The organism is Lentzea sp. HUAS TT2 (assembly GCF_051853195.1).
GTDB lineage: Bacteria > Actinomycetota > Actinomycetes > Mycobacteriales > Pseudonocardiaceae > Lentzea.
The window spans coordinates 1,908,464-1,931,984 of record NZ_CP196667.1; the positions used below are offsets into that span (position 1 = coordinate 1,908,464).

Sequence of the window (23,521 nt, forward strand, 5' to 3'; positions counted from 1 at the left end):
GTCAGCCGTCCAACCTTCTCATCGCGGACGCGTTGCTCTCCTCAACGTGCCGGTACGTCGACGCCGTGGCCGCGAGCTTGTCGCTCACGTCCCCCAACGTCGAGGCAAGCCCGGACAACGCCCCGTTCGCGTCACCAGCAGGCTTCTCGTGCGAGGCGGCAAAACTCCGCCCGACCGCATCGTCGCCCCAACAGGCACCGAAAGCGGCCAGCGCCCGTTCGAGCGACCCCGCGATCTCGGTGGCCTGCCCGGCGAACCCCTTGAGCTCACGCGCCCCGGCGTCCAACCGCTCGAGGTCGGCCGAGTACCCGGTCATCGGACCCTCCTGTCGATGAGCTCGGAGTCGAGCCAGCTCTCCCGCTGCTCGTTGTCCTCGTCGTCGTCAACACGACGACGAACACCCTGCTGCCCCAGATCCACGGTCTCGTACTCGTCGCCCGCCGCGTACTCCGAGGGCATCAGATCAGCGGTCCCGGCCACCAACGCGGCAGGATCCGTGGCGGAGGGCAACACAGCACTCAACGCCTGATAAGTGTCCTCAGCAGCACTGGCCGCAGCAGCAGCGACAGTCCGCACGATCAACTCGGCCAACTGCTCGGGCCGATGCCTGCGATAGGCCATCTCGGAGAGCTCGAGCGCCACGAGCTTCCCGCCGGACCCGACGGTCGCCACGACCGTCCCGTCAGGACTGGAAGCCTGCCCGGACACAGCGGCCAGCTCGCGCTGGACACCGGCCAGCTGCTCACGGCTGCGCCGATAGTCGGCGAGCAACTCCTCGACCTGCGCACGGTGGTCGTCCACCGAGTCCCCCTCACACGCATAGCCCTGGGCTCGGGCTCTAGGACGCCGTCGCCCATAGATCGGTTCCCAGCGGATTGAGTTACTAGAATCAACGAGATGATCGCCTTCGAGGATCTGCCCGCAGGCCGCATCATCCCGCTCGGAGAGCTGACCGTCGACCGGGACGACATGCTGGACTTCGCGAAGAAGTTCGACCCGCAACCGTTCCACCTGGACGAGGAAGCGGGCAAGAACTCGATTTTCGGCGGTTTGTCCGCCTCAGGCTGGTACACGGCGTCCCTCTGGATGCGCCGCTGGGTGGACGTCGTCCTCGCCGACTCCACCTCGCAGGGCTCGCCGGGCGGCAAGGAACTCTCGTGGCTGGCCCCGGTCTACCCCGGTGACACGCTGACGTTCGCCGCCGAGGTGCTGACGGCCCGCCGGTCGAAGAAGCGGCCGGAGCTGGGGTTGGTGGAGTTCGCGGGGACGGCGCACAAGGGCGAGGACATGGTCTTCAAGTTCATCGCGACGGGCATGTTCACGGCACGCGACTGATCAAGCGACCACCTACGAAACGAGCGCACCCGCCGAAGGCGGCTACTTGCTCAACGCCCGAACAACCCGGGAAGGCGAAGGCCGCCCCAACTGCTCGGCCATCCACACCGAGGTCTCGACCAGCTTGTCCAGGTCGACCCCGGTCTCGATCCCCAGCCCGTCCAACATCCACACCAGGTCCTCGGTGGCGAGGTTCCCGGTAGCGGACTCCGCGTACGGACACCCACCCAGCCCACCAGCCGACGAGTCCACAGTCGTGACCCCGCACCGCAAAGCCGCAAGGGTGTTGGACAACGCCTGCCCATAGGTGTCGTGAAAGTGCACGGCCAGCCGGGAAACGTCCCCGAACCCGCCGATCAACGCCTCGACCTGCCCCGGCGTGGCCACCCCGATGGTGTCCCCCAGCGACAGCTGCGAGCACCCCATCTCCAGCAACCTCTCGCCCACGGCCACAACCTGGGACCGGGCCACCGGCCCCTCCCACGGGTCCCCGAAGCACATCGACACGTACCCGCGAACATCCAACCCGGCAGCCAGGGCCCGGGAAACAGTCGGCTCGAACATCTCGAACTGAGACTCCAACGACCGGTTCAAGTTCCGAGCAGCAAACGTCTCCGTAGCCGAAGCGAAGATCGCAATGTGCGTGACCCCGGCCTCGAGCGCCCGATCCAACCCACGCTCGTTCGGCACCAGCACGGGGTAGACAACCCCAGGACGATGCTCCAACCCACCCAGCAACTCAGCAGCATCAGCCAGCTGAGGCACCCACTTGGGGTGCACGAACGAAGTGGCCTCCAAAACGGACAGCCCAGCAGAAGCCAACCGCGACAAGAACTCCAGCTTCACCGCGACAGGCACCACAACGGACTCGTTCTGCAGCCCGTCCCGAGCCCCGACCTCCCAGATGGTCACGGCGGCGGGCAAACCCCCGGAGCCGACAACATCCGGGAGCCCGACCTCACGCGCGCCCATCGACCACTCCAGGCAGGAAGTCGTCGTCAGGGTTGTCGTTGACCTCTCGGTACAACATCGTGTGCACCTTCTCCACGGACGGGATGTCGTCGAACTCGAGCGGCTCGTCCGAGGCCGACTCGATGATCAGGGTGCCGCAGCCGAGCACGCGGTCCATCAGACTGTGCTCGAAGCGGACGCTGTTCACACGAGCCAAAGGGATGTCGAGGCCTGTGCGCTTGAACACGCCCTCGCGGTACATCACGCGGTCCGACGTGATGATGAAGTGCGTCGTCCGCCAGCGCACGACCGGCGCGACCGTCAGCCACAGGACCAGCACCACGCCGATCACGGCGAGGGCGATCCACGCGATCCCCGCCCACGACTGGTCCCCGACGAGACCCGCCAGATAGGTGCCGAGCGCGACCACCACCAGCAGCCAGAACACCGGGAAGATCAGCATCTTCCAGTGGGGGTGCTTGTGGATCACGACGTGCTCGCCGGAGCTCAGCAGGTCGTCGGGATAGGCCATGGAGCAACCCTAACTACGCCGGGCGCAAATGCACCACGTCACCTGCGGACACGCCGTGGTCCACCCCGTCGGCCCCGCGCACGACGAGCGTGCCGTCGGGCTCGATGCGCTGCGCCACCCCGGAAAGCTGAACGCCGCCGGAGAGTTCGACGCGGACGGTCGAGCCGAGGGTCGACGAGTGCTCCTGGTACTCCTCCAGCAGGCCGGACTCGACCGCGTCGCCGTCGTTCTTGCGCCACACGCCTTCCAGGCCGGCCAGTTCGACCAGCAGCCGGAACGCGAGCTCGCCGCGGTCCAGTTCGGCGGCGCCCTGGTCCTCCAGCGACGTCGGGGCGAGGCCACCCGGCGCGGGCTCGACGTCGGCGGGCAGCTTCGCCACGTTCAGGCCGATGCCGACCACGACGGAGCCGTCGGCGGTGATCTCGGACAGGATGCCGGCGCCCTTGCCCGCGTCCGCGCCGAGCAGCAGGTCGTTCGGCCACTTCAACGTCGCCTCGACACCGACCGAGGAGGCGACGCGCGCCAGGGCGAGTCCGGCGATCAGGTTCAGCCACGGCAGCCGCGCGGCGGGCACGCCGGCCGGACGGAACAGCACGCTCAGGTAGAGCCCACCCTCTGGCGACGACCAGGAGCGGCCGCGACGGCCCTGGCCCGCGCTCTGCTCGAGCGCGATCAGCACGGTGCGATCCGCGGCGCCGGAGCCTGCCAGGTCCGCGTTCGTCGACGCGGTGGTCTCGACGACGTCGAGGGCGGCGTACGGGCCGTTGGGGGCGACAAGCCGTGAGCGCAGCTCTTCGGCGTCGAGTGCGGTGGTCATCGCGCCAGGCTATTGGAACGGAAGAGAGTACGTGCGTTGAGAGGTGACCAACAGATTGCCGTGACCTGGACAACTGCACGAGGCAGTTCAGCAATGGTCTCGTTAGGCTGCGAGCCCATGAGCAGTGCGACCGAGCCGATCGGGCACGTCCCAGCCGACGCTTCAGGCGTCCCGGACGTCCACACCACCGCGGGCAAGCTCGTTGACCTCTACCGGCGCAACGACGAGGCGGTTCACGCCGGCTCGGAACGCGCGGTCGAAAAGCAGCACGCGAAGGGCAAGAAGACAGCCCGCGAGCGCATCGACCTCCTGCTCGACCCCGGTTCGTTCGTCGAACTGGACGAGCTGGCGCGGCACCGCTCGACGAACTTCGGCCAGGAGCGCAACCGCCCGTACGGCGACGGCGTCGTGACGGGCTACGGCACCGTCGACGGCCGTCCGGTGTGCGTGTTCTCCCAGGACGTCACGGTCTTCGGCGGCTCGCTCGGCGAGGTGTACGGCGAGAAGATCGTCAAGATCATGGACCTGGCCATCAAGACCGGCCGGCCGATCGTCGGCATCAACGAGGGCGGCGGCGCGCGCATCCAGGAGGGCGTCGTCTCGCTCGGCCTCTACGGCGAGATCTTCTCCCGCAACGTCAAGGCCTCCGGCGTGATCCCGCAGATCTCGCTGATCATGGGCTCGAACGCGGGCGGGCACGTCTACTCCCCCGCGCTGACCGACTTCGTGGTGATGGTCGACCAGACCTCGCACATGTTCATCACCGGCCCCGACGTCATCAAGACCGTCACCGGTGAGGACGTCACGATGGAGGAGCTGGGCGGCGGTCGCACGCACAACACCAAGTCCGGCAACGCGCACTACCTCGGCAGCGACGAGGAGGACGCGATCGCGTACGTCAAGGAGCTCCTGAGCTACCTGCCGTCGAACAACCTCAGCGACTCGCCCGCGTTCGAGGGCACGCTGGCCGAGGGGTCGATCTCCGACTCGATCACCGACTCCGACCGCGAGCTCGACACGCTCATCCCGGACTCGGCGAACCAGCCGTACGACATGCACGAGGTCATCAACCGCGTGCTCGACGACGGCGACTTCCTCGAGGTGCAGCCGCTGTTCGCGCCGAACATCCTCGTCGGCTTCGGCCGCGTGGACGGCAACAGCGTCGGTGTCGTCGCGAACCAGCCCACGCAGTTCGCGGGCTGCCTCGACATCGACGCCTCCGAGAAGGCCGCGCGGTTCGTGCGCACCTGCGACGCGTTCAACATCCCGGTGCTCACGTTCGTCGACGTGCCCGGCTTCCTGCCCGGCACCGACCAGGAGTGGAACGGCATCATCCGGCGCGGCGCCAAGCTGATCTACGCCTACGCCGAGGCCACCGTCCCGCTCGTCACCGTCATCACGCGCAAGGCGTACGGCGGCGCGTACGACGTCATGGGCTCCAAGCACCTCGGCGCGGACATCAACCTCGCGTGGCCGACCGCGCAGATCGCCGTCATGGGCGCGTCCGGCGCGGCGAACATCGTGCACCGCAAGACGCTCGCCGCGGCCGGGCAGAACGGCGAGGACGTCGACGCACTGCGTGCGAAGCTCCAGCAGGAGTACGAGGACGCGCTGTGCAACCCGTACGTCGCGGCCGAGCGCGGCTACGTCGACTCGGTGATCCCGCCGTCCTACACCCGCGGTTACGTGGCGCGGGCGCTGGCGATGCTGAAGGACAAGCGGGAGACGCTGCCGCCCAAGAAGCACGGGAACATCCCGCTGTGACCGCGCCGGAGGAGAACCCCCAGCCACTGCTGAAGATCGTCAAGGGCACTCCGGACGACCACCAGCTGGCGGCGCTGGCCGCCGTCATCGCCGGGCTGGCCTCGGCCGCCCCGGCGCAGGAGCAGCCGAAGCGGCGTTCGGAGTGGGCGAACCCGGCACGCCGGGTCCGCAGGCCTCTCCAGCACGGGCCAGGCGCCTGGCGCGCCTCAGGTCTCCCCCCTGCTTGACCGCACGCGGGGACCTTTCGTACTGCATGTCGGTACGAAAGGTCCCCGCGTGCGACGAGTCAGCAGGGGATGCGGCGGCTGGTGACGTTCAGGCCGACGGCGACCTCGCGACAGCGGGTCTCGCCGTCGACCTCCAGCTTCAGGGTCCAGAACGCGCTGCCGTAGGCCGAGGTCCTGCGCAGCACCTCAACGCCTGCCTGGTCGAGGGGCAGGTTTCCGCGCACCGCGGGCACGACCGACGTGAGCAGCGCGTTCTCCGCGCGGTCGACGGTGTCGGCGAACGGCCAGACGGGTACTCCGTAGCCGATCGGGTCACTCGCGAGCACGCTTCCAACTCCGAGTGATCCAATGAGCCCGCCGAGCACGACGAGCAGTGCCGCGATCCGTCTGCGCCTGCCTTCGCGATCGGAGCCGCGTTCGGTGAGGACAAGCACCCAGCGCTTCACTCTGCGAGAGTGCCGACTGAAGAGGTGATCGCGCATCAGCAGTACTACTCAAACGGACCGTGCGAACTGGCGGACCGTGTACGCGTTGTGCGTCGGCTTCTTCATGACGCTGCTCGACACGACCATCGTCAACGTCGCACTGCCGTCGATGATCACCGATCTGAACGCCTCCCTGAACGACGTCATCTGGGTCGTCAGCGCCTACCTGCTCGCGTTCGCGGTGCCGTTGCTGCTGACCGGACGGCTGGGCGACCGGTACGGGCCCAAGCGGCTCTACGGCATCGGGCTGGTGCTGTTCCTGGCGGCGTCGCTGGCCTGCGGGCTCGCCACCAGCGCGGAGACGCTGATCGCTGCCCGCGTCTTCCAGGGCCTGGGCGCCGCGGCCATGACGCCGCAGACGATGGCGTTCATCACGCACCTGTTCCCGGCGAACAAGCGGGGCGCGGCGCTCGGCATGTGGGGGTCGGTGGCGGGGCTCGCGACGGTCTCCGGGCCGTTGCTCGGCGGGGTGCTGGTCACGCACCTGGGCTGGGAGTGGATCTTCTTCGTGAACCTCCCGATCGGCGTGCTCGCGCTGGTGCTGCTGTTCCTGTGGGTGCCTGACCTGCGGCCGAACCGGGCGCCGCGCTTCGACGTGCTCGGCGTCGTGCTGTGCTGCCTCGGGCTCGGGCTGCTGGTGTTCGGGATCCAGAACGGCGAGCACTACCAGTGGGGCCGGGTGGCGGGACCGATCAACGTCGCCGAGATCATCGCGGCCGGTGTGCTGTTCCTCGTGGCGTTCGTGCTGTGGCAGGCGTCCGCGCGCAACCCCGAGCCGCTGATGCCGCTCAAGATCTTCCGCAACCGCAACTTCTCGCTCGGCAACGTCGCGAACATCATGATCGGCATCACCGTGACCGGTGTGTTCGTGCCGCTGGCGCTGTTCCTGCAGACCGTGCCGAAGCTGTCGCCGCTGGAGACGGGCCTGGTCACGGCGCCGGCGTCGCTGATGTCCGGCGTGGTGGCCGTGTTCGCGGGACGGCTGTCGAACCGGGCGGACGCCAAGTACCTGCCGATCACCGGGTTCGCGCTGATGGGCGCGGGCGTCCTGGCCATGACTTTCTTGCTCGGCGACGGTTCCCAGTGGGTGCTGCTGCCGTCGATGGTGGCCCTGGGCATCGGCATGGGGCTCGTGTTCTCGCCGCTGACGAACATCTCCACGCGCACGCTCGACCGGTCGCTGCTGGGCGCGGGATCCGGCATCTACAACACGTCGCGGCAGTTCGGGAACGTGCTCGGCAGCGCGGTGACGGGTGCGGTGCTGCAGATCGTGCTCGCGGCCACCGGCGACTTCACCACGGCCGTGCGAGCGGCGTTCTACCTGCTGCTGGCGGTCACCGCGATCGGCATCGTGGCCGCGTTCGCCTTTCGACAGGTCGCCGCCCCGAGCGTGACAGACTCGGCTCGTGCGTCTGATCCTGGCCTCCCAGTCACCCGCCCGTCTTAGCGTCCTGCGGTCCGCGGGCATCGAACCCGTCGTCCGGGTCTCCGGTGTCGACGAGGACGCGCTGATCGCGTCGCTCGACAACCCGACGCCGGAGGAGACCGTCGTCGTGCTGTCGGCGGCCAAGGCAGAGGCGATCGAGCACGACGACGACTGCGTGGTCGTCGGCTGCGACTCGATGCTGCTGTTCGAGGGCGAACTCGTGGGCAAGCCCGGCACGCCGGAGGTCGCGCTGGACCGGTGGCGGCGGGTCGCGGGCAAGAGCGGCGTGCTGATCACCGGGCACACCGTGCTGCGGGTCGTCGCGGGAGAGATCACGGGCCGCGCCTCGGCCGCCGAGTCGACGACCGTGCGGTTCGGCACGCCGTCGGACGAGGAGCTCGAGGCCTACATCGCGACGGGCGAGCCGCTGCACGTCGCGGGCGGCTTCACGATCGACGGGCGCGGCGGCTGGTTCATCGACGGCATCGACGGCGACCACACCTCGGTCATCGGGATCAGCCTGCCCCTCACCCGAAGGCTCCTCGGCCAGGTGGGTGTTCCGGTGTCCGCACTCTGGTAGACGCTGGTCACAGTTCACCCGATCGAGGAAGTCTGCCCTCAACGCCGGCGTTGAGGGCTAGCGGTGAACGAGTACTTGACGCGTCGCAGGAACATCGACCTGGCACGCAGGACGAGCACGGGTTGTCGGAGCTAACGCCTCCGCCACCCCTCACTCAGCTCATCCCTGCCCAGGAGATGTTCCGATGTCGTTCGTCCAGACATACCGCAAGCCCAAGGTCTTCGGACTGACAGTTCTAGGCGCGCTCGTCCTCGGCGCGCTGGCCGGCTGGCTCGGCAAGGGCACGTGGCTCGCGCCCGTCCTCGCCAAGATCGGCTCCACCTTCACGGCGCTGCTGCAGCTCACCGTCATCCCGCTCGTCTTCACCGCGATCGTCGTCGGCATCGCGTCGCTGCGGAACCTCGGCGGCGGCCGCACCGCGGCGCGCCTGGGCGGCAAGACGTTCCTGTGGTTCGCCATCACGTCGTTCATCGCGGTGCTGATCGGCATCGCGGTCGCCTCGGTCCTGCGGCTCGGCCAGGGCGTGCAGATCGAACCCGCCGCCGGAGCCGTCGACAAGCTCGCCAAGCGCGCGTCCGGCTCGTGGCAGGCGCTGCTCGACAACCTGGTGCCCACCAACATCTTCAGCTCGTTCACCGAGGGCGACGTGCTGCAGGTCGTGTTCATCGCGGTGCTGGTCGGCTTCGCCGCGTACGCGCTCGGGGACAAGGCCGCGCCGTTCACGAACCTGGTCCGCTCGTTCTTCGACATCATCCAGAAGGTCGTCGGCTGGATCATCCTGCTGGCGCCGATCGGCATCTTCGGCCTCATCGGCAACGCCGTCGCGTCCTACGGCAACGGGTTCGTGAAGCCGCTGTTCTCGTTGATCCTGGCCGTGTACCTCGGTTCCGCGCTCGTGCTGTTCGTCGTCTACCCGGTGCTGCTGAAGTTCGTCGGCAAGACCTCGCCGGTCGAGTTCTTCCGCAAGGCGGGCACGGCGCTGCAGTTCGCGTTCGTGTCGCGGTCCTCCGGTGCCACGCTTCCGTTGTCCCGCAAGGCGGCCACCGACCTCGGCGTGCCGCAGGAGTACGCGAACTTCGCCGTGCCGCTGGGCACCACGACCAAGATGGACGGGTGCGCCGCGGTCTACCCGGCCATCGCGACGATCTTCATCGCGAACCTGTTCGGCATCCAGCTCTCGGTGTGGCAGTACGTCGGCATCGTGCTCGTCGCCGTGTTCGGCGCGCTCGCCACGGCCGGGACGACCGGCTGGTACACGATGCTCACGCTGACCCTGAGCGTCGTCGGCCTGCCGCCGGCCGTGATCGCGACCGGGGTGGCCGTGGTCTACGCGATCGACCCGATCCTCGACATGATGCGCACCGCGACCAACGTGGCCGGGCAGATCACCGTGCCGGTGCTGGTGGCGCGCAGCGAGAACCTGATCGAGGAGCCGGCCGCGGCGGACGAGAAGGAACTCGTCAACGCTTAACTGTCGGCGCACGGACGTAGTTGCGACAACTTCGGCACCGGTGCGGGCCAGCCAGGAAGCTGCTCCCGCGCCGGTGCCGGCGTAGTGCAGCCGACGTTCGCGCCGAGCGCCGAGAACACCTGGACGAACGAGTCGTTGCACTGGCCGTCGCACGCGCGCTGGGCCGACACGACGTCCGCCGTGCCGTCCTCGTTGACGTCGTGCAGCCCGAGGTACCCGGCACTGGACAGATAGGCGGTTTGCGCGCGCGTCCACGTGCCGTCCTTGCGGAACAGCACCTCGCCGAAAACCTTGCCGCCGCCGTCGCCGCGCACGAGGCACACGCTGACCGCCGCCTCCCGGCACTCCAGCGACTTGTCGGTCACCGTCGCGCCGAGCTCGGCGATGGTCATCTCGAAGATGAACGGGCCCGACGCGCCGGTCACCCTGATCCGCCCGCCGCCCGTCCCCGAGAGCAGCTCGACGAGGTCCTTGCCGACCGATTTGCCGATGACGACCTGGCAGACGGTGGTACCGCAGCGCATTCCGGTGTCGGTGCCGGATTGACCTGAATCGATGTTGCCGGGTCTCTGGAAATAGGCGAACACCACCCCTGCGACGACGACCGCGGCGGCGACGACGGCGATAGCCTGCACGGACCTGGTTCCACCCACGTCGCAGATTGTGGCCGATGGACTGACGATGGATGTGAAGTGAGCCGTCTCTCCCTCTCCCAGTTCATTGATTTCCGTAGACTGCGGCACCAGCCAGAGCCGTAATTAACCGGTCCAGCAGGAGGTACGACGCCGTGTCGCTGCGCAAGGTCCTCATCGCCAATCGCGGTGAGATCGCCGTCCGGGTCATCCGCGCCTGCCGTGACGCCGGTCTGACGAGCGTCGCCGTCTACGCAGACCCCGACCGCGACGCGCCGTTCGTGCGGCTCGCCGACGAGGCGTTCGCGCTGGGCGGCAACACCCCCGGTGAGAGCTACCTGTCGTTCGAGAAGGTGCTGGCGGCGGCCGCCCAGTCCGGCGCCGACTCCGTGCACCCCGGCTACGGCTTCCTGTCCGAGAACGCCGAGTTCGCGCAGGCCGTGATCGACGCTGGCCTGACCTGGATCGGCCCGACGCCGCAGGCGATCCGCGACCTCGGGGACAAGGTGACGGCGCGGCACATCGCGATGCGCGCGGGCGCGCCGCTGGTGCCCGGTACGAAGGACCCGGTCAACGGGCCGGACGAGATCATCGCGTTCGCCTCCGAGCACGGGCTGCCCGTCGCGATCAAGGCGGCGTTCGGCGGTGGCGGCCGTGGCCTGAAGGTCGCGCGCACGATGGAGGAGATCCCCGAGCTGTTCGACTCCGCGGTCCGCGAGGCCGTCACGGCGTTCGGCCGCGGCGAGTGCTTCGTCGAGCGCTACCTGGACAAGCCGCGCCACGTCGAGGCGCAGGTCCTCGCCGACACCCACGGCAACGTGATCGTCGTCGGCACGCGCGACTGCTCGTTGCAGCGCCGCCACCAGAAGCTGGTCGAGGAGGCGCCCGCGCCGTTCCTGACCGACGAGCAGCGCGCCACGATCCACTCCTCCGCCCGCGCGATCTGCCTGGAAGCCGGCTACCACGGCGCCGGCACGGTCGAGTACCTCGTCGGGATGGACGGGTCGATCTCGTTCCTGGAGGTCAACACGCGCCTGCAGGTCGAACACCCGGTGTCCGAGGAGACCACGGGCCTCGACCTGGTGCGCGAGCAGTTCCGCATCGCGGCCGGCGAGAAGCTGCGGTTCACCGAGGACCCGGCGCCGCGCGCGCACTCCATCGAGTTCCGGATCAACGGCGAGGACGCCGGTCGCGGCTTCCTGCCCGCGCCGGGCACCGTCACGACGTTCATCGCGCCGTCCGGTCCCGGTGTCCGCGTGGACGCCGGTGTCGAGTCGGGTTCGGTGATCGGCGGGCAGTTCGACTCGTTGCTGGCCAAGCTGATCGTGACCGGCGAGAACCGCGACGAGGCCCTGGCCCGTGCACGGCGCGCGCTGGACGAGATGGTCGTCGAGGGCATGGCGACCGTGCTGCCGTTCCACCGGGTGATCGTGCGGGACGCGGCGTTCACCGCCGAGAAGCCCGAGGGGTTCACCGTGCACACGCGGTGGATCGAGACCGAGTTCGACAACCAGATCGCGCCTTTCGCGGGTGCTGCCGAGGCCGGCGAGGACGAGACGCCGCGGCAGACCGTGGTGGTCGAGGTCGGTGGGCGTCGGCTTGAGGTGTCGCTGCCCGGGGATCTCGCGGTTGGTTCGCGGCCTGCTGCTGCGGTGAAGAAGCCGAAGACGAAGCGTGCGGGTGGCAGTTCCGCGGCTGTGTCCGGGGACGCGGTGGCGGCGCCGATGCAGGGCACGATCGTCAAGGTGGCCGTCGAGGACGGGCAGACCGTCGAAGCCGGCGACCTGATCGTGGTGCTGGAGGCCATGAAGATGGAGAACCCGGTGACGGCGCACAAGGCCGGCACGGTGACGGGTCTCGCGGCCGCGCCCGGCGACCCGATCACGCAGGGCACCGTGATCTGCGAGCTGAAGGACTGACCGGCCGGGTCGCTCACCTACGATTGCGTTGTGAGCGACCCGAGCAGGGACATCCGCATCGGTGACACCGAGCGTCAGCAGGCGTTGCAGGTGCTCGGTGAGCACATGAGCGCGGGCCGCATCGACATCGACGAGTACGGCGACCGGTCCGCGAAGATCACCACCGCGAAGACCCGCGGCGAGCTGATGGCGTTGTTCTACGACCTGCCGGACCCGCGGCCGCAGTTCGTGGCGCCCGTGCCGATGTTCAACGAGCCTCTCAGGGCGCCCGCGCGCCGGTGGGAGGGCGCGGTCATCCCCGTGGTGGGCGTCGCCGTGGCGATCGTGTTCTTCGTGTTGGTGAGGAACCCGCTGATCTTCCTGCTCGTGCCCGCGGTGGCGATCCTGTGGGGGCAGTGGAACGGCCGCCGTCGATGAAACCGTTGCTGTTGCTGGATCTCGACGGCGTGCTGCGTTCCTTCCCGCCGATGCCGGCCGAACTGGCCGCGCGCGCCTTCGAGCCGTCGCTGCTGCGCCGCGCGATCACCGGGGAGATCACCGACGAGCAGTGGCGGCAGGAGGTCGGCCCGGACTTCGCGGTCACCACCGGCGGGGTGATCACCGAGGCGCTGGCGCTGGTGCGGATGGCGCGGCGGCAGTGCTTCGTGGCGTTGCTGTCCAACGCGACCACGCGGCTGGAGGTGGACCTCGCGACGCTCGGCCTCGACGGTGAGGTCGACGCGGTGTTCAACTCCTCCCGCCTCGGCCTCGCGAAGCCGGATCCCGCGATCTACCGCAGGGTGCTCGACGAGCTCGGGTACTCGACGGGCTTGTTCTGCGACGACGACGCGGAGAACGCGGCCGCCGCGCGTGCGGCGGGGCTCGACGGCGTGCACGTGCCGGACACGGCGGCGTTGCGGACGGCGCTGGCCGTGCGCGGGCTGATCCCGCCGACCGTGCTGCTGATCCTGCCGGACCGCGACGAGGCAGAGGAGCTGGCGGCGGAGCTGCTGGAGGCCGGCTGGGGTCCGTGCGCCGTGCACAGGGACATGCTGGCTGGCGAGGACGACGCCGAGGCCGTGGACTGGGTGGTCGAGCTGACCACCGCGCCGGACGGGCTGCCGGCGTCCGCGCACCGCGCCGAGCTCGACGACCTGGCCGAGCAGCACGACGGGTTCACCGGCGAGGGTTAGGCGAAGCGGTCGGTGGCGGCGACGATCGCCGCGGCCAGGCTGCCGCCGCCGTGCCCGGTGTCGTCGAGGACCACGAGCTCGCTGTCCGGCCACGCCCGGTGCAGCGCCCATGCCACGCCGAGCGGCGCGCTGACGTCGTAACGGCCGTGGATCAGCACGGCCGGAATCCCGTGCAGCCGCTCGATGTCCCGCAGCAGCTGGCCCTCCTCCAGGAAGCAGCCCCGCGCCCAGAAGTGGGTCACCAGGCGGGCGAAGGTCAGCTGGAACGCCGGCTCGGCGACCGACAGGAACGGCTCGGCGTCGGGGGCCAGCGACATGTGGGTGTCCTCCCACAGGCACCACTCGTGCGCGGCCGTGGCCCGGACCTGGGGGTCGGGGTCGTGCAGCAGCCGGTCGTAGGCGGCGGCCAGGTCGCCGTCGCGTTCGGCTGCGGGCACTACGTCGCGGAACCGTTCCCACTCGCGCGGGAAGACGCGGCCCATGTCACGCGTGATCCAGTCGGTGTCGCGGCGGGTGCCGTCGGTCACGGCCGCGAGCACCAGCTCGGTCACCCGCTCCGGGTGTGCCTGCGCGTAGGCCAGCGCGAGCGTGACGCCCCACGAACCGCCCTGCACAAGCCAGCGCTCGACGCCCAGGTGGACCCGCAACGCCTCGATGTCGGCGATGAGGTGCTGGGTGGTGTTGGCCGACAGGTCGACGACCGGGTCGGCGGCGGAGGGGGTGCTGAGCCCGGCGTTGCGCTGGTCGAACTGGACCACGCGGTAGCGGTCGGGGTCGAACAGGCCCCGCTTGTTCGGCGAGCTCCCGGCGCCGGGACCACCGTGCAGCACGACGGCGGGCTTGCCGCCGGGGTTGCCCGACACCTCCCAGTACAGCGAGTGCCCGTCGCCGACGTCCAACATGCCCGACTCGTGCGGCTCGCTCCATGAATAACGCCCGTCGGATGTCGTCCCCATGCGGCCATGATCGCGTACCGGCGCGCGACGCGAAACGAGGTTGAACACGGGTTCGGCGCGCCGGGACATTAGCCTCAGGCCGTGGAGCCAGTTGAGATCAACGCGGGCGAGTACTACCTGCGCGCCTTCCGCAGCGACAACCGCATCGACGACGTGCCGGCGCTGGCAGCGGCCTTCGCGGACCCGGAGACCAAGCGGTACATGCCCCGCCTGACCGCGGACGACGCGCCGTCGGCGGAGACGCTCGTCCTGCTGCTGACCGACGGCTGGGAGAAGGACTACCGCTGGTCGTGGGCGGTGTGCGACGCCGTCACCGCGGAGGTGATGGCCGGGATCGTCATCCACGACGTCGACCTCCGTCTCGGAGCGGCCGAGGTCATGTGCTGGAGCCAGCCGGAGCACCGCGGCAAGGGCGTGCTGGCGGCCGCGCTGAACTCGGTGCTGGGCTGGGTCTACGGCGCGATGGAGATGCACCGGGTCACCTATCGGCACGCGGTCTCGAACACGGCGTCACAGCGGGTCGCGGAGAAGTGCGGATTCACCCTGGAGGGTCGACTTCGCGAGGAGGCGATCGTCGGTGATCAGCGCGAAGACCAGTTGCTGTGGTCACGCCTGGCGTCGGACCCCTACCCGGAGCAGCTACGGTGACCGGCCATGCGGACCACGGGGCTCCTCATCGTCGCGTTGGCGCTGGCCGGGTGCACGGCAGCGCCCAAGCAGAGTTCGCTGACCACCCCGCCGTCACCGCCACCGGTCCTCACGACGACGCCGTCGCAGCTCGACTTCCCGCCACGGCCTCGGTCGGTGCCGCTCGACAAGGTTGACCCGTGCGCGGTGCTCACGCCCGAGCAGCGCACCTCGCTGAGCCTCGACAACCCGCCCAGCGCGTACGTCGACCCGAGCTTCGGCAGCGCGAGGGCGTGCACCATCCGCAGCACGACGAGCGGGAATGTGGCGAGGATCGCACTCGTGGTCGTCTCGGGTGCCGACGTGTGGCTCTCGGAGAACGCCCAGGTCGACTACACGGTGAGCGCGATCGAGGGATTCGCGGCGATCACTGTCCGCACACCCGACGTGCACAACGTCTGCAATGTGGAAATAGACGTCGCCGATGGGCAGTTCCTGGACGTCATGTTCCGCGACGGCGGCAATTCCACTGCGGTGCAACAAGATCATCTGTGCCTCGGGGCGCAGCGGGTGGCAGAGGCCGCGATGGCCAGTTTGCTCCAGAAGCGCTGACCCACACGGGCGGATGTCACTGATCGCACTCCACAGCGTTACCTTCGGTGGTTAGAGTGTGCAAGCGCTTGTAGGTACAACCGCCGGAGGTTTCACCATGCCGCCAGGGGGACGCAGCGGGGCAGACTCCTCGCCGCCCGTCCAGCATCAGCTGAACGTGGAACCAGAGGCGATCCCGGCGTTGCGCAGCACGTTCTCGGCCGCCCTGATCAAGCTGGACAAGCAGATCGAGATGGCGATCACCGAGTTCCGCGTGCGCCCGTGGGCGGGTGACCCGGTCAGCGCGGAGGCCGCGGAGAAGTTCAACGACCGCTCGATCGCGGACGGTGACTCGGCTCTGCAGGCCCTGTTGAACTACCAGCGCCAGCTCAAGACCGCGATGGACAACCTCAACCAGATCGAGCGCCAGTACAACGTGGTCGAGGGCGACAACACCGGCATGATGAACAAGAGCGGGTGCTGACCATGGCCGATCACCGCTGGCAGGGCTACAGCCACAAAGAGCTGTACGAACGCATTCACTCGGGTCCGGGCGCCTCGGCGTCGTTCGCGTCGATGGAACGCTGGCAGGGCGTGTCGGCCGCGCTGAGCGAGATCAACGACGACCTGCACAGCGGCATCGCGCTGTCGGGTGCGAAGTGGTCGGGCAAGGCCGCCGACATGGCACAGGCCGGCCTGAACCCGATCGCCGCGTGGGCGGACAGCGCGCGCACCGGCTCGGACGTCATGCGCTACTCGGCCGAACTGCAGGCCGGGTACGTCTCGAAGGCCCGCGCGGACATGCCGGCCCCGGTCACCGTGACCGCCGAGCAGCCGGGCGCGCTGGTCTCCGGCATCACCCACCTCTTCGGCGGGCAGACCGACCACGAGAAGCAGGAGGCGGCCCAGGACGCCGCCGAGCGCCGCGCCCGTGAGGTCATGTCCACCTACGCGTCGTCCACGACGGCGAACACCTCGACGCTCGGCCAGTTCAGCCAGCCGCCGCAGCTGCAGATCAGCGGCTCCGGCACCGTGCACGGCGGTGGCGCCCAGGTGGGCACGGCCGCTGTCTGGGGCATCGGCCCGCACGGCACCGGCGGCAGCGCCACCCGCGGCCGCACCTCGACGGGCACGCGTGGCACCGTCGCCCCGCCGCCGCGCGGAGGCACGCCCGCGCCGGGCTCGACCACGCGCACCTCGAGCACGGGGAGCAGCAGCACGCCCCTGGTCAAGGGCACCCACAACTCGGTCACGACCGGCAGCACCGGTCCTGGCGGCACGGGCACCGCGGGCGTCGGCCTGCCGGGCCAGCGCACCGGCAGCCGTTCGGGCTCGGGAACGGGCAACGGCTCCGAGGTGAAGCAGATGGAGGACGGCGCGACCGCGGCCTCCGGTGCCGCCGCCGCGGGTGCGGTCATGAACCACGGCCAGGCCGCCGGTGTCGCGAACGGCGCCGGCTCCGCCATGGGTTCGATGGGCACGGTCGGCGCGCAGAACAACGACCAGGTCCACCGCAGGGCCGTGCCGATGCCGCAGTCGTTCGACCCGTTCGGCGGCATGGGCGGCGGGCGCAAGGGGGAGGAAGAGGAGGACTTGGAGCACAAGGCCGCCGACTACCTCCGCGAGCGCGACGACATCTACGGCGTGGGCAGCTACACGTTGCCCGTCATCGGGGAGAGCACGACCGACTGATGACTCTGTTCGGCTTGGACGCCGGGTCGAGCGACACGCGCGACCCGGTGGTCATCTCCACGCTGGAGTTCGACGTTCTCTGGGAGCACCTCGGCCTGGAGACGATGCCGCTGGTCCTGAAGGTCCCCTCACCGGGCAAGACCACCGAGGAACGGCGTGCCGTCGAGGACCGGGTCTGGTTGCAGCTCGGCGCCCGAGGTCTGGGCGGCCCGCGTTCCCTGGACCCGACCCTCGAGGACCTGCTGCACGTCCTGAACCGGCCGCAGCAGGAGGTCGACGCCCGCATGTGGCTGCACGAACGCAGCCTGCGCGTGCTGGCCGCGGGCAAGGGCCAGGCCGGTGTCCTCGCGATCCTCGACGGTACCCAGCTGATCCTGCGTCCCGCGGAGGCCGACGGACTGCCCCGCGAGGCCCTCACCGCCCTCCCCGCCGCTCCGGCGGGTGAGGGCCACTCGATCACCCTGCCCTCGGCAGACCTCGACGCAGCGGCTGCCTCAGCCGGATCACCGGAGGAGTTGGAGGAGGCGTTGCGCGGCCACCTGCGCGCGGACGACGCCCACACGCTGGCCGAGATGGTCAGGGACGCCTCGAACCGCGGCCAGTTCGGCGCCGCCGCCCGCGACAAGTGGGGCAAGCGGGTCCGCCCGGACCGCGTGGTGGCGTTCTACGACACGCCCAAGGGCCGCTACCTGCAGATGCGGCGCGCGACGGAGGGGCAGGAGCCCTGGTCGACGGTCACCCCCGTCGACTACCGGCGCCTGCACCACCACCTGGTGGAACTGCTGGCGGAGGCCGCCGGCTCCTGATCAGGAGCCGGGGCGGTCCCCTGGCCCGATGCCCTGGCAGGGCCGGGTCCGCAGGTCGTTCACGTAGTCGTCGGGCGCACCGGCGGCCTCCGCCGCGTCGGCGACCACCCCGATGTAGCGGGCGGACGGCAGACCGCCCTCGTAGGCGTCCAGCACGTAGAGCCAGGCGACCACGGACCCCTCGAGGGTCTGCACCCGCAACCGGATCTTCTTGTACAGACCGAGCGCACCCTCCCAGCGGTCCAGCCGCGATTCATCGCGCGGTGACACGTCGTAGAGCACGCAGAACGTCTGGTGGTCTGGCTCCTCGACGATCGTCGCGAGGGCACCCTCCCAGCCGAGGTCCTCGCCACCGAACGTCATGCGCCAACCAACGAGCCAGCCGGTCCCCGCGAGCGGGGAGTACGGGGCTCGCTCCATCATCTGGTTCGGATCCATGTTCGACCCGTACGCGGCATAGAGCGGCACGTCCGACAGCGTAGCGACCCGGCGATCAGCTTTCGGTACTGACGACACGGGCGATTCGGTCAACGCGTACGGTTGAGCCGCCCCAGCAAGCTCGCGAAAGGAACTGATCGTGACCCGCATCGTCATCATCGGCGGCGGACCCGCAGGTTACGAAGCAGCCCTGGTCGCGGCGCAGCACGGCGCCGACGTGACCGTGGTGGAGAACGACGGGGCAGGTGGCGCGTGCGTGTTGTACGACTGCGTGCCGTCCAAGACCTTCATCGCCTCCGCGGGGGCCCGCAGCGCCTTCCGCAACGCCGGTGAGCTGGGCATTCAGACCCACAACGAGCTCGCGACCGTGGATCTCCCGGTCGTGCACGGACGGGTGAAGGGCCTCGCCCTGGCCCAGTCCGCGGACGTGCGCGCACGTCTGCAGCGCGAGGGCGTGCGGCTGATCAACGGCCGCGCGAAGTTCGTCGACGACTCCCGCGGGCTCGCCCAGCACCAGGTCGTGGCGACCGCCGCGGACGGCAGCGACGAGATCCTCAACGCCGATGTGGTGCTCATCGCAACCGGTGCGACGCCGCGCGTGTTGCAGGGCGCCGAGCCCGACGGCAAGCGAATCCTCACCTGGCGGCAGATCTACGACCTGCCTGAGCTGCCCGAACACCTCGCGGTGATCGGTTCCGGCGTCACCGGTGTCGAGTTCGCCAGCGCCTACACCGAGATGGGCGTGAAGGTGACGATGGTCTCCAGCCGGGACCGCGTCCTGCCGCACGAGGACGCCGACGCGGCCGCGGTGCTGGAGGACGTGTTCGCCGAGCGCGGCACGGCCGTCGTCAAGCACGCCCGCGCGGACAAGGTCGAGAACACCGGCGACGGCGTTCTGATCCACCTGGAAGACGGTCGCACGATCGAGGCATCACACGCCCTCATGACCGTCGGTTCGGTGCCGAACACGACCGACATCGGCCTCGACAAGATCGGTATCGAGCTCGGGCGTGGCGGCTACATCCCGGTCGACCGGGTCAGCCGGACCAACGTCAGTGGCGTCTACGCGGCCGGCGACTGCACCGGTGTGCTGCTGCTCGCGTCCGTCGCCGCCATGCAGGGGCGCATCGCGATGTGGCACGCGCTGGGCGAGGGCGTCAGCCCGATCAAGCTCAAGACCGTCGCCGCGAACGTCTTCACCAACCCGGAGATCGCGAGCGTCGGCATCAGCCAGCAGGCGATCGACTCGGGCGAGGTGCCCGCGCGCACGATCATGCTGCCGCTCGCCACGAACCCCCGCGCCAAGATGGAGGGTCTGCGCCGCGGTTTCGTGAAGCTGTTCTGCCGCCCGGCGACCGGTGTGGTCATCGGTGGCGTGGTGGTCGCCCCCAACGCGAGCGAGCTGATCCTGCCGATCGCGCTGGCCGTGCAGAACCAGCTCACCGTCGAGCACCTCGCGACGACGTTCTCGGTGTACCCGTCGCTGTCGGGCTCCATCACCGAGGCCGGCCGTCAGCTCATGCGGCACGACGATCTCGATTAGGTAACGCAGCACCCCCACGGCAACCGTGCCCCGGACACCAGCGTGTCCGGGGCATGCGTGCGTTGTGGGGGTCGTTGGTGGCTCTGGCGTTGCTGACGGGCTGCGCCAGGGCACCTGAAGTCACGTTGCCCACCGCGCCGGTACCGACCCAGCGGACCAGCACCACCACCGTCACGTCCGAAGTGGACAGAGGCCTGCCGCCGTCGGAACCGACCGAGGTGCGCATCCCGAAGATCGGCGCGAGGTCCTCGCTCGTCCCGCTCGGCCTCAACCCGGACGAGACGGTCGAGGTGCCGCCGGTCGAACAGCCGATGCAGGCCGGTTGGTACAAGCACGCCCGAACACCGGGAGAGCCCGGTCCCGCCGTGCTGCTCGGCCACGTCGACGGCAACAAGCAGCCGGGAATCTTCTTCCGCCTCAAGGAACTCGCCGAGGGCGACGAGGTCGAGGTGTCCAGAAAGGACGGAACCACGGCGCGGTTCCACGTGCGCAGGACCGAGCAGATCGCCAAGGACAGCTTCCCGACCGACGCCGTCTACGGCGAGACCGACGAACCCGAGCTGCGGCTGATCACCTGCGGGGGCGGCTTCGACCAGGCCGCGCACAGCTACCGGGACAACATCATCGTCTACGCAACGCTCATCTGAGGGGAAATCCATGAGGGGCCTCACCAGGACCGCCGTCGCATTGACTGCGTTCGGCACCTTGTTCGCGTTGACACCGGCCGCAGGCGCACAAGAAGACGTGACGCCGAAGTTCTCGCTGACCGACCGCCGAGTGGGCAACAGGTTCTACGCGATGATCGAGGAAGGAACCTGCCCCGGCGGCCCGGTGTCCCTGACATCACCGGCCATCGCGACGTTCGACCTGGCGTCGAAGTCCGGCACCTTCGTGAACACCGCCGGCTCCTACACCGCGACGCTGAAGTGCAAGGACACCACCGCGGAGGGCACCTACAGCTTCGAGCTCGCCGAGCGGATCACGCAGCCGAGCCCGTTCCTGGACAAGACCGAGTACGCGCCGGGCGAGGCCATCGACATCCTGCTCGAGAACGGTCTGATGGCCTGCAAGGGCCTGGCCGGCGCCGCGGAGTCGCCGGGGTTCACCGCACCGGCCAAGCTCCACCCGCCGGCCCACGGCCACAGCCGCCTCGCCGGCGAGACCACGGCGATCGACACACCCGGTACCTACCAGGCCTCGATCCAGTGCCCGGACTACATCTTCGTCACCACGTTCGCTATCAAGGCCGGACCGGTCACGACCACACCTCCCACCACGAAACCGCCCGTCCGCAAGCCCCCGATCATCAAGCCGAAGGGCGCCGCGGACACCGGTGGCGGAGGCACCGCCTGAAAAGCAATGTGTGATCCGTCTCGATTGGACGAGCAACGAGGCCACCGGATGTGCGTCAATTAGTACGTGGGGACTCGTGTCTTGATCGCGGTGCTTTGTGCGGCACTCGCCACCGCCTGTTCGCAGGCACCGGCACCGAAATCGTCGGCGGCGACCAGTGAGAGCGCTCCGCCGTCGGTGATCTCCTCACCGCTGGGCACCTCCGACCCGATGGAACTGCGGATCGAACGGATCGGCGTGCGGTCGTCATTGGTGGCGCTCGGCCTCGACCAGCAGGGCGCCGTCCAGATGCCGCCGGCCAACGAGGGCATGCAGGCCGGCTGGTACCAGACGCAGCCGAAGCAGTGGATCGTCGTCGGCCGGATCGAGAGCAACAGGGCGCGCGGCGTCTTCTACCGGCTGAACGACCTGCTGGAGGGCGACGTCCTCGAAGTGTCCAAGAAGGACGGTACGGTCGCCCGCTTCACCGTGACGCGCACGGAGAGGATCATCCGCGACGACTTCTTCGCCGAGGCCGTCGCGCGGGACGAGAACGAGCAGGGACTGCGGTTGATCACGTGTGGCACCCGTGACAACGTGATCGTGCACGCAGCCCCTTCGGCCTGACTCGGCGAAGCCCGATCAGGCCGAAGGGGTTGCCGGCTGTCCGCGGCCCAACTCGGAGTCTGCGGAGCAGCGACCAAAAAATCAGTCCTCTACCCAGTCGAAGGTCTTCGTCACCGCCTTCTTCCAGTTCGCGTACTCCGACGTGCGGCGGGCCTCGTCCATCTGCGGCTCCCACTGCTTGTCCTGCGCCCAGTTCTCGCGGATCTCGTCCTCGGTCTTCCAGAACCCGACCGCGAGTCCGGCGGCGTAGGCCGCACCCAGCGCGGTGGTCTCGTTGACGACCGGCCGGATCACCGGCACACCGAGGATGTCCGCCTGGAACTGCATCAGCAGCTCGTTCACGACCATGCCGCCGTCGACCTTCAACGCGGTCAGGTCGACGCCGGAGTCGGCGTTCATCGCGTCGAGCACCTCCCGCGTCTGGAAGGCCGTCGCCTCCAGCACGGCCCGCGCGAGGTGGCCCTTGTTGACGAACCGGGTCAGGCCCACGATCGCGCCGCGGGCGTCGGAACGCCAGTACGGCGCGAAAAGGCCGGAGAACGCGGGCACGAAGTACGCGCCGCCGTTGTCGTCGACGGTCTTCGCGAACTCCTCGATCTCGGCCGCGGTCGAGATCATGCCGAGGTTGTCGCGCAGCCACTGCACCAGCGAACCGGTGACCGCGATCGAGCCCTCCAGGGCGTAGACCGCGGGCGCCTCACCGATCTTGTAGCAGATGGTGGTGAGCAGACCGTTCTCGCTCATCACCTTCTCTGTGCCGGTGTTGAGAAGCATGAAGTTGCCGGTGCCGTAGGTGTTCTTGGCCTCGCCGGGCGACAGGCAGGCCTGGCCGAACGTCGCGGCCTGCTGGTCGCCGAGGATGCCTGCGATCGGCACGCCCGCGAGTGCGCCGCGTTCGCGCACCTGGCCGTAGACCTCGGAAGACGACCGGATCTCCGGCAGCATCGACATCGGGATGCCCATGTCCTCAGCGATCGAGGCGTCCCACTGCAGCGTGTCGAGGTCCATCAGCATGGTGCGCGAGGCGTTCGTCGGGTCGGTGACGTGCACGCCGCCGTTCACGCCGCCCGTCATGTTCCACAGCACCCACGTGTCCATGTTGCCGAACAGCAGGTCGCCCGCCTCGGCCTTCTCCCGCGCCCCCTCGACGTTGTCGAGGATCCAGCGGACCTTGGGGCCGGAGAAGTAGGTCGCCAGCGGCAGGCCGACCTTCTGGCGGTAGCGCTCCTGCCCGCCGCCGAGCGCACCCAGTTCCTGCACGATCTTGTCGGTGCGCGTGTCCTGCCACACGATCGCGTTGTAGACGGGTTCGCCGGTGTTGCGGTCCCACACCAGCGCTGTCTCGCGCTGGTTGGTGATGCCGACGGCGGCGATGTCCGAAGTGGACAGATCGGCCTTCGCCAGCGCGCCGGCGGCGACCTGGCGGGTGTTCTGCCAGACCTCCTTCGGGTCGTGCTCGACCCACCCCGCCCTGGGGAAGATCTGCTCGTGCTCCTTCTGGTCGACCGACACCACCCGACCCGAGTGGTCGAAGATCATGCACCGGGTGGACGTGGTGCCCTGGTCGATCGCGGCCACGTACTGCGTCATGCGAGAAG

Annotated in this window: 28 protein-coding genes; 18 read left to right on the top strand and 10 right to left on the bottom strand. The window is 69.2% G+C overall.

Annotated features, from left to right (window positions below):
• Position 1: 1 nt before the first annotated feature.
• Positions 2-316: a WXG100 family type VII secretion target gene (locus ACSHWB_RS09310; RefSeq protein ID WP_439661682.1), complete on the bottom strand. Its 315-nt coding sequence runs from the start codon at positions 314-316 to the stop codon at positions 2-4.
• Complete coding sequence (locus ACSHWB_RS09315) at positions 313-801, bottom strand: YbaB/EbfC family nucleoid-associated protein (protein ID WP_439661683.1); 489 nt, start codon at positions 799-801, stop codon at positions 313-315. The genes ACSHWB_RS09310 and ACSHWB_RS09315 overlap by 4 nt, the downstream gene beginning before the upstream one ends.
• A gap of 96 nt (positions 802-897) precedes the next feature.
• Here ACSHWB_RS09315 and ACSHWB_RS09320 point away from each other — a divergent pair, with 96 nt between their 5' ends.
• A complete protein-coding gene (locus ACSHWB_RS09320) occupies positions 898-1,335 on the top strand; it encodes a MaoC family dehydratase (RefSeq protein WP_439661684.1) in 438 nt (145 codons plus the stop codon).
• A 42-nt stretch (positions 1,336-1,377) separates the two neighbouring features.
• Here ACSHWB_RS09320 and ACSHWB_RS09325 read toward each other — a convergent pair whose 3' ends face one another.
• Genes ACSHWB_RS09325 through ACSHWB_RS09335 form a run of 3 tightly spaced genes read right to left on the bottom strand, consistent with a single transcriptional unit; the run spans position 1,378 to position 3,635 of the window.
• Positions 1,378-2,307, bottom strand: coding sequence for a hydroxymethylglutaryl-CoA lyase (locus ACSHWB_RS09325; protein WP_439661685.1), 930 nt, complete (start codon positions 2,305-2,307; stop codon positions 1,378-1,380).
• Positions 2,294-2,818 carry a PH domain-containing protein gene (locus tag ACSHWB_RS09330; protein ID WP_439661686.1) on the bottom strand — a complete coding sequence of 175 codons (525 nt, stop codon included), beginning with the start codon at positions 2,816-2,818 and terminating at the stop codon, positions 2,294-2,296. The genes ACSHWB_RS09325 and ACSHWB_RS09330 overlap by 14 nt, the downstream gene beginning before the upstream one ends.
• Before the next feature lie 13 nt (positions 2,819-2,831).
• On the bottom strand, positions 2,832-3,635 hold the full coding sequence (locus ACSHWB_RS09335; RefSeq protein ID WP_439661687.1) for a biotin--[acetyl-CoA-carboxylase] ligase: 804 nt from the start codon (positions 3,633-3,635) through the stop codon (positions 2,832-2,834).
• Positions 3,636-3,752: 117 nt separating this feature from the next.
• Between ACSHWB_RS09335 and ACSHWB_RS09340 the strand changes: the two genes are divergently transcribed.
• Positions 3,753-5,399: an acyl-CoA carboxylase subunit beta gene (locus ACSHWB_RS09340; protein ID WP_439661688.1), complete on the top strand. Its 1,647-nt coding sequence runs from the start codon at positions 3,753-3,755 to the stop codon at positions 5,397-5,399.
• Positions 5,396-5,626 carry an acyl-CoA carboxylase subunit epsilon gene (locus ACSHWB_RS09345; protein ID WP_439661689.1) on the top strand — a complete coding sequence of 77 codons (231 nt, stop codon included), beginning with the start codon at positions 5,396-5,398 and terminating at the stop codon, positions 5,624-5,626. The genes ACSHWB_RS09340 and ACSHWB_RS09345 overlap by 4 nt, the downstream gene beginning before the upstream one ends.
• Before the next feature lie 59 nt (positions 5,627-5,685).
• On the opposite strand, the gene ACSHWB_RS09350 is transcribed toward ACSHWB_RS09345, so the two are convergent.
• Complete coding sequence (locus tag ACSHWB_RS09350) at positions 5,686-6,072, bottom strand: hypothetical protein (protein WP_439661690.1); 387 nt, start codon at positions 6,070-6,072, stop codon at positions 5,686-5,688.
• A gap of 76 nt (positions 6,073-6,148) precedes the next feature.
• Between ACSHWB_RS09350 and ACSHWB_RS09355 the strand changes: the two genes are divergently transcribed.
• The 3 genes from ACSHWB_RS09355 to ACSHWB_RS09365 all read left to right on the top strand — a co-directional run bounded on the left by ACSHWB_RS09355 (position 6,149) and on the right by ACSHWB_RS09365 (position 9,588).
• Positions 6,149-7,558 carry an MFS transporter gene (locus ACSHWB_RS09355; protein WP_439661691.1) on the top strand — a complete coding sequence of 470 codons (1,410 nt, stop codon included), beginning with the start codon at positions 6,149-6,151 and terminating at the stop codon, positions 7,556-7,558.
• Positions 7,518-8,117 (top strand): Maf family protein, encoded by a 600-nt coding sequence (locus tag ACSHWB_RS09360; protein ID WP_439661692.1) that lies wholly within the window; start codon positions 7,518-7,520, stop codon positions 8,115-8,117. Before ACSHWB_RS09355 ends, ACSHWB_RS09360 begins: the two co-directional genes overlap by 41 nt.
• Before the next feature lie 184 nt (positions 8,118-8,301).
• Positions 8,302-9,588: a dicarboxylate/amino acid:cation symporter gene (locus tag ACSHWB_RS09365; RefSeq protein ID WP_439661693.1), complete on the top strand. Its 1,287-nt coding sequence runs from the start codon at positions 8,302-8,304 to the stop codon at positions 9,586-9,588.
• Here ACSHWB_RS09365 and ACSHWB_RS09370 read toward each other — a convergent pair.
• Positions 9,585-10,241: a hypothetical protein gene (locus ACSHWB_RS09370; protein ID WP_439661694.1), complete on the bottom strand. Its 657-nt coding sequence runs from the start codon at positions 10,239-10,241 to the stop codon at positions 9,585-9,587. The two genes, ACSHWB_RS09365 and ACSHWB_RS09370, sit on opposite strands and share 4 nt — an antisense overlap.
• A 134-nt stretch (positions 10,242-10,375) precedes the next feature.
• Here ACSHWB_RS09370 and ACSHWB_RS09375 point away from each other — a divergent pair, with 134 nt between their 5' ends.
• From ACSHWB_RS09375 to ACSHWB_RS09385, 3 genes are read left to right on the top strand one after another with little or no spacing between them, the layout of a single operon-like run.
• Positions 10,376-12,139: an acetyl/propionyl/methylcrotonyl-CoA carboxylase subunit alpha gene (locus ACSHWB_RS09375; RefSeq protein WP_439661695.1), complete on the top strand. Its 1,764-nt coding sequence runs from the start codon at positions 10,376-10,378 to the stop codon at positions 12,137-12,139.
• A gap of 30 nt (positions 12,140-12,169) precedes the next feature.
• Positions 12,170-12,556, top strand: a complete 387-nt coding sequence (locus ACSHWB_RS09380) for a DUF1707 SHOCT-like domain-containing protein (protein ID WP_439661696.1) — start codon at positions 12,170-12,172, stop codon at positions 12,554-12,556.
• Positions 12,526-13,311, top strand: coding sequence for an HAD family hydrolase (locus ACSHWB_RS09385; protein ID WP_439661697.1), 786 nt, complete (start codon positions 12,526-12,528; stop codon positions 13,309-13,311). The genes ACSHWB_RS09380 and ACSHWB_RS09385 overlap by 31 nt, the downstream gene beginning before the upstream one ends.
• On the opposite strand, the gene pip is transcribed toward ACSHWB_RS09385, so the two are convergent.
• Positions 13,308-14,267 (bottom strand): prolyl aminopeptidase, encoded by a 960-nt coding sequence (pip, locus tag ACSHWB_RS09390; RefSeq protein ID WP_439661698.1) that lies wholly within the window; start codon positions 14,265-14,267, stop codon positions 13,308-13,310. The genes ACSHWB_RS09385 and pip overlap by 4 nt on opposite strands.
• Before the next feature lie 81 nt (positions 14,268-14,348).
• Between pip and ACSHWB_RS09395 the strand changes: the two genes are divergently transcribed.
• From ACSHWB_RS09395 to ACSHWB_RS09415, 5 genes are all read left to right on the top strand, one after another.
• Positions 14,349-14,915, top strand: a complete 567-nt coding sequence (locus ACSHWB_RS09395; RefSeq protein ID WP_439661699.1) for a GNAT family N-acetyltransferase — start codon at positions 14,349-14,351, stop codon at positions 14,913-14,915.
• 6 nt (positions 14,916-14,921) lie between these two features.
• Complete coding sequence (locus ACSHWB_RS09400; protein WP_439661700.1) at positions 14,922-15,506, top strand: DUF3558 domain-containing protein; 585 nt, start codon at positions 14,922-14,924, stop codon at positions 15,504-15,506.
• A gap of 97 nt (positions 15,507-15,603) precedes the next feature.
• A complete protein-coding gene (locus ACSHWB_RS09405; protein WP_439661701.1) occupies positions 15,604-15,969 on the top strand; it encodes a transcriptional regulator in 366 nt (121 codons plus the stop codon).
• Between the two features lie 2 nt (positions 15,970-15,971).
• On the top strand, positions 15,972-17,177 hold the full coding sequence (locus ACSHWB_RS09410; protein ID WP_439661702.1) for a PPE domain-containing protein: 1,206 nt from the start codon (positions 15,972-15,974) through the stop codon (positions 17,175-17,177).
• Positions 17,177-17,983, top strand: a complete 807-nt coding sequence (locus ACSHWB_RS09415) for an ESX secretion-associated protein EspG (protein WP_439661703.1) — start codon at positions 17,177-17,179, stop codon at positions 17,981-17,983. The genes ACSHWB_RS09410 and ACSHWB_RS09415 overlap by 1 nt, the downstream gene beginning before the upstream one ends.
• Here ACSHWB_RS09415 and ACSHWB_RS09420 read toward each other — a convergent pair whose 3' ends face one another.
• Positions 17,984-18,451, bottom strand: coding sequence for a gamma-glutamylcyclotransferase family protein (locus ACSHWB_RS09420; protein ID WP_439661704.1), 468 nt, complete (start codon positions 18,449-18,451; stop codon positions 17,984-17,986).
• A gap of 109 nt (positions 18,452-18,560) precedes the next feature.
• Here ACSHWB_RS09420 and ACSHWB_RS09425 point away from each other — a divergent pair, with 109 nt between their 5' ends.
• The 4 genes from ACSHWB_RS09425 to ACSHWB_RS09440 all read left to right on the top strand — a co-directional run bounded on the left by ACSHWB_RS09425 (position 18,561) and on the right by ACSHWB_RS09440 (position 21,923).
• Entirely contained in the window at positions 18,561-19,964 is a 1,404-nt protein-coding gene (locus ACSHWB_RS09425; RefSeq protein ID WP_439661705.1) for an NAD(P)H-quinone dehydrogenase, read from the top strand.
• A 53-nt stretch (positions 19,965-20,017) separates the two neighbouring features.
• Positions 20,018-20,611, top strand: coding sequence for a class F sortase (locus ACSHWB_RS09430; protein ID WP_439661706.1), 594 nt, complete (start codon positions 20,018-20,020; stop codon positions 20,609-20,611).
• A gap of 10 nt (positions 20,612-20,621) precedes the next feature.
• Positions 20,622-21,317, top strand: coding sequence for a hypothetical protein (locus ACSHWB_RS09435; RefSeq protein WP_439661707.1), 696 nt, complete (start codon positions 20,622-20,624; stop codon positions 21,315-21,317).
• Positions 21,318-21,383: 66 nt separating this feature from the next.
• On the top strand, positions 21,384-21,923 hold the full coding sequence (locus ACSHWB_RS09440) for a sortase domain-containing protein (RefSeq protein WP_439661708.1): 540 nt from the start codon (positions 21,384-21,386) through the stop codon (positions 21,921-21,923).
• Between the two features lie 81 nt (positions 21,924-22,004).
• Here ACSHWB_RS09440 and glpK read toward each other — a convergent pair whose 3' ends face one another.
• A complete protein-coding gene (glpK, locus tag ACSHWB_RS09445) occupies positions 22,005-23,513 on the bottom strand; it encodes a glycerol kinase GlpK (protein ID WP_439661709.1) in 1,509 nt (502 codons plus the stop codon).
• Positions 23,514-23,521: the final 8 nt, after the last annotated feature.

Coding starts and splice junctions, on each gene's coding strand:
- ACSHWB_RS09310 (WP_439661682.1), bottom strand. CDS start 316: ATGACCGGGTACTCGGCCGACCTCGAGCGGTTGGACGCCGGGGCGCGT.
- ACSHWB_RS09320 (WP_439661684.1), top strand. CDS start 898: ATGATCGCCTTCGAGGATCTGCCCGCAGGCCGCATCATCCCGCTCGGA.
- ACSHWB_RS09325 (WP_439661685.1), bottom strand. CDS start 2,307: ATGGGCGCGCGTGAGGTCGGGCTCCCGGATGTTGTCGGCTCCGGGGGT.
- ACSHWB_RS09330 (WP_439661686.1), bottom strand. CDS start 2,818: ATGGCCTATCCCGACGACCTGCTGAGCTCCGGCGAGCACGTCGTGATC.
- ACSHWB_RS09335 (WP_439661687.1), bottom strand. CDS start 3,635: ATGACCACCGCACTCGACGCCGAAGAGCTGCGCTCACGGCTTGTCGCC.
- ACSHWB_RS09340 (WP_439661688.1), top strand. CDS start 3,753: ATGAGCAGTGCGACCGAGCCGATCGGGCACGTCCCAGCCGACGCTTCA.
- ACSHWB_RS09365 (WP_439661693.1), top strand. CDS start 8,302: ATGTCGTTCGTCCAGACATACCGCAAGCCCAAGGTCTTCGGACTGACA.
- pip (WP_439661698.1), bottom strand. CDS start 14,267: ATGGGGACGACATCCGACGGGCGTTATTCATGGAGCGAGCCGCACGAG.
- ACSHWB_RS09400 (WP_439661700.1), top strand. CDS start 14,922: ATGCGGACCACGGGGCTCCTCATCGTCGCGTTGGCGCTGGCCGGGTGC.
- ACSHWB_RS09405 (WP_439661701.1), top strand. CDS start 15,604: ATGCCGCCAGGGGGACGCAGCGGGGCAGACTCCTCGCCGCCCGTCCAG.
- ACSHWB_RS09410 (WP_439661702.1), top strand. CDS start 15,972: ATGGCCGATCACCGCTGGCAGGGCTACAGCCACAAAGAGCTGTACGAA.
- ACSHWB_RS09415 (WP_439661703.1), top strand. CDS start 17,177: ATGACTCTGTTCGGCTTGGACGCCGGGTCGAGCGACACGCGCGACCCG.
- ACSHWB_RS09430 (WP_439661706.1), top strand. CDS start 20,018: ATGCGTGCGTTGTGGGGGTCGTTGGTGGCTCTGGCGTTGCTGACGGGC.
- ACSHWB_RS09435 (WP_439661707.1), top strand. CDS start 20,622: ATGAGGGGCCTCACCAGGACCGCCGTCGCATTGACTGCGTTCGGCACC.
- glpK (WP_439661709.1), bottom strand. CDS start 23,513: ATGACGCAGTACGTGGCCGCGATCGACCAGGGCACCACGTCCACCCGG.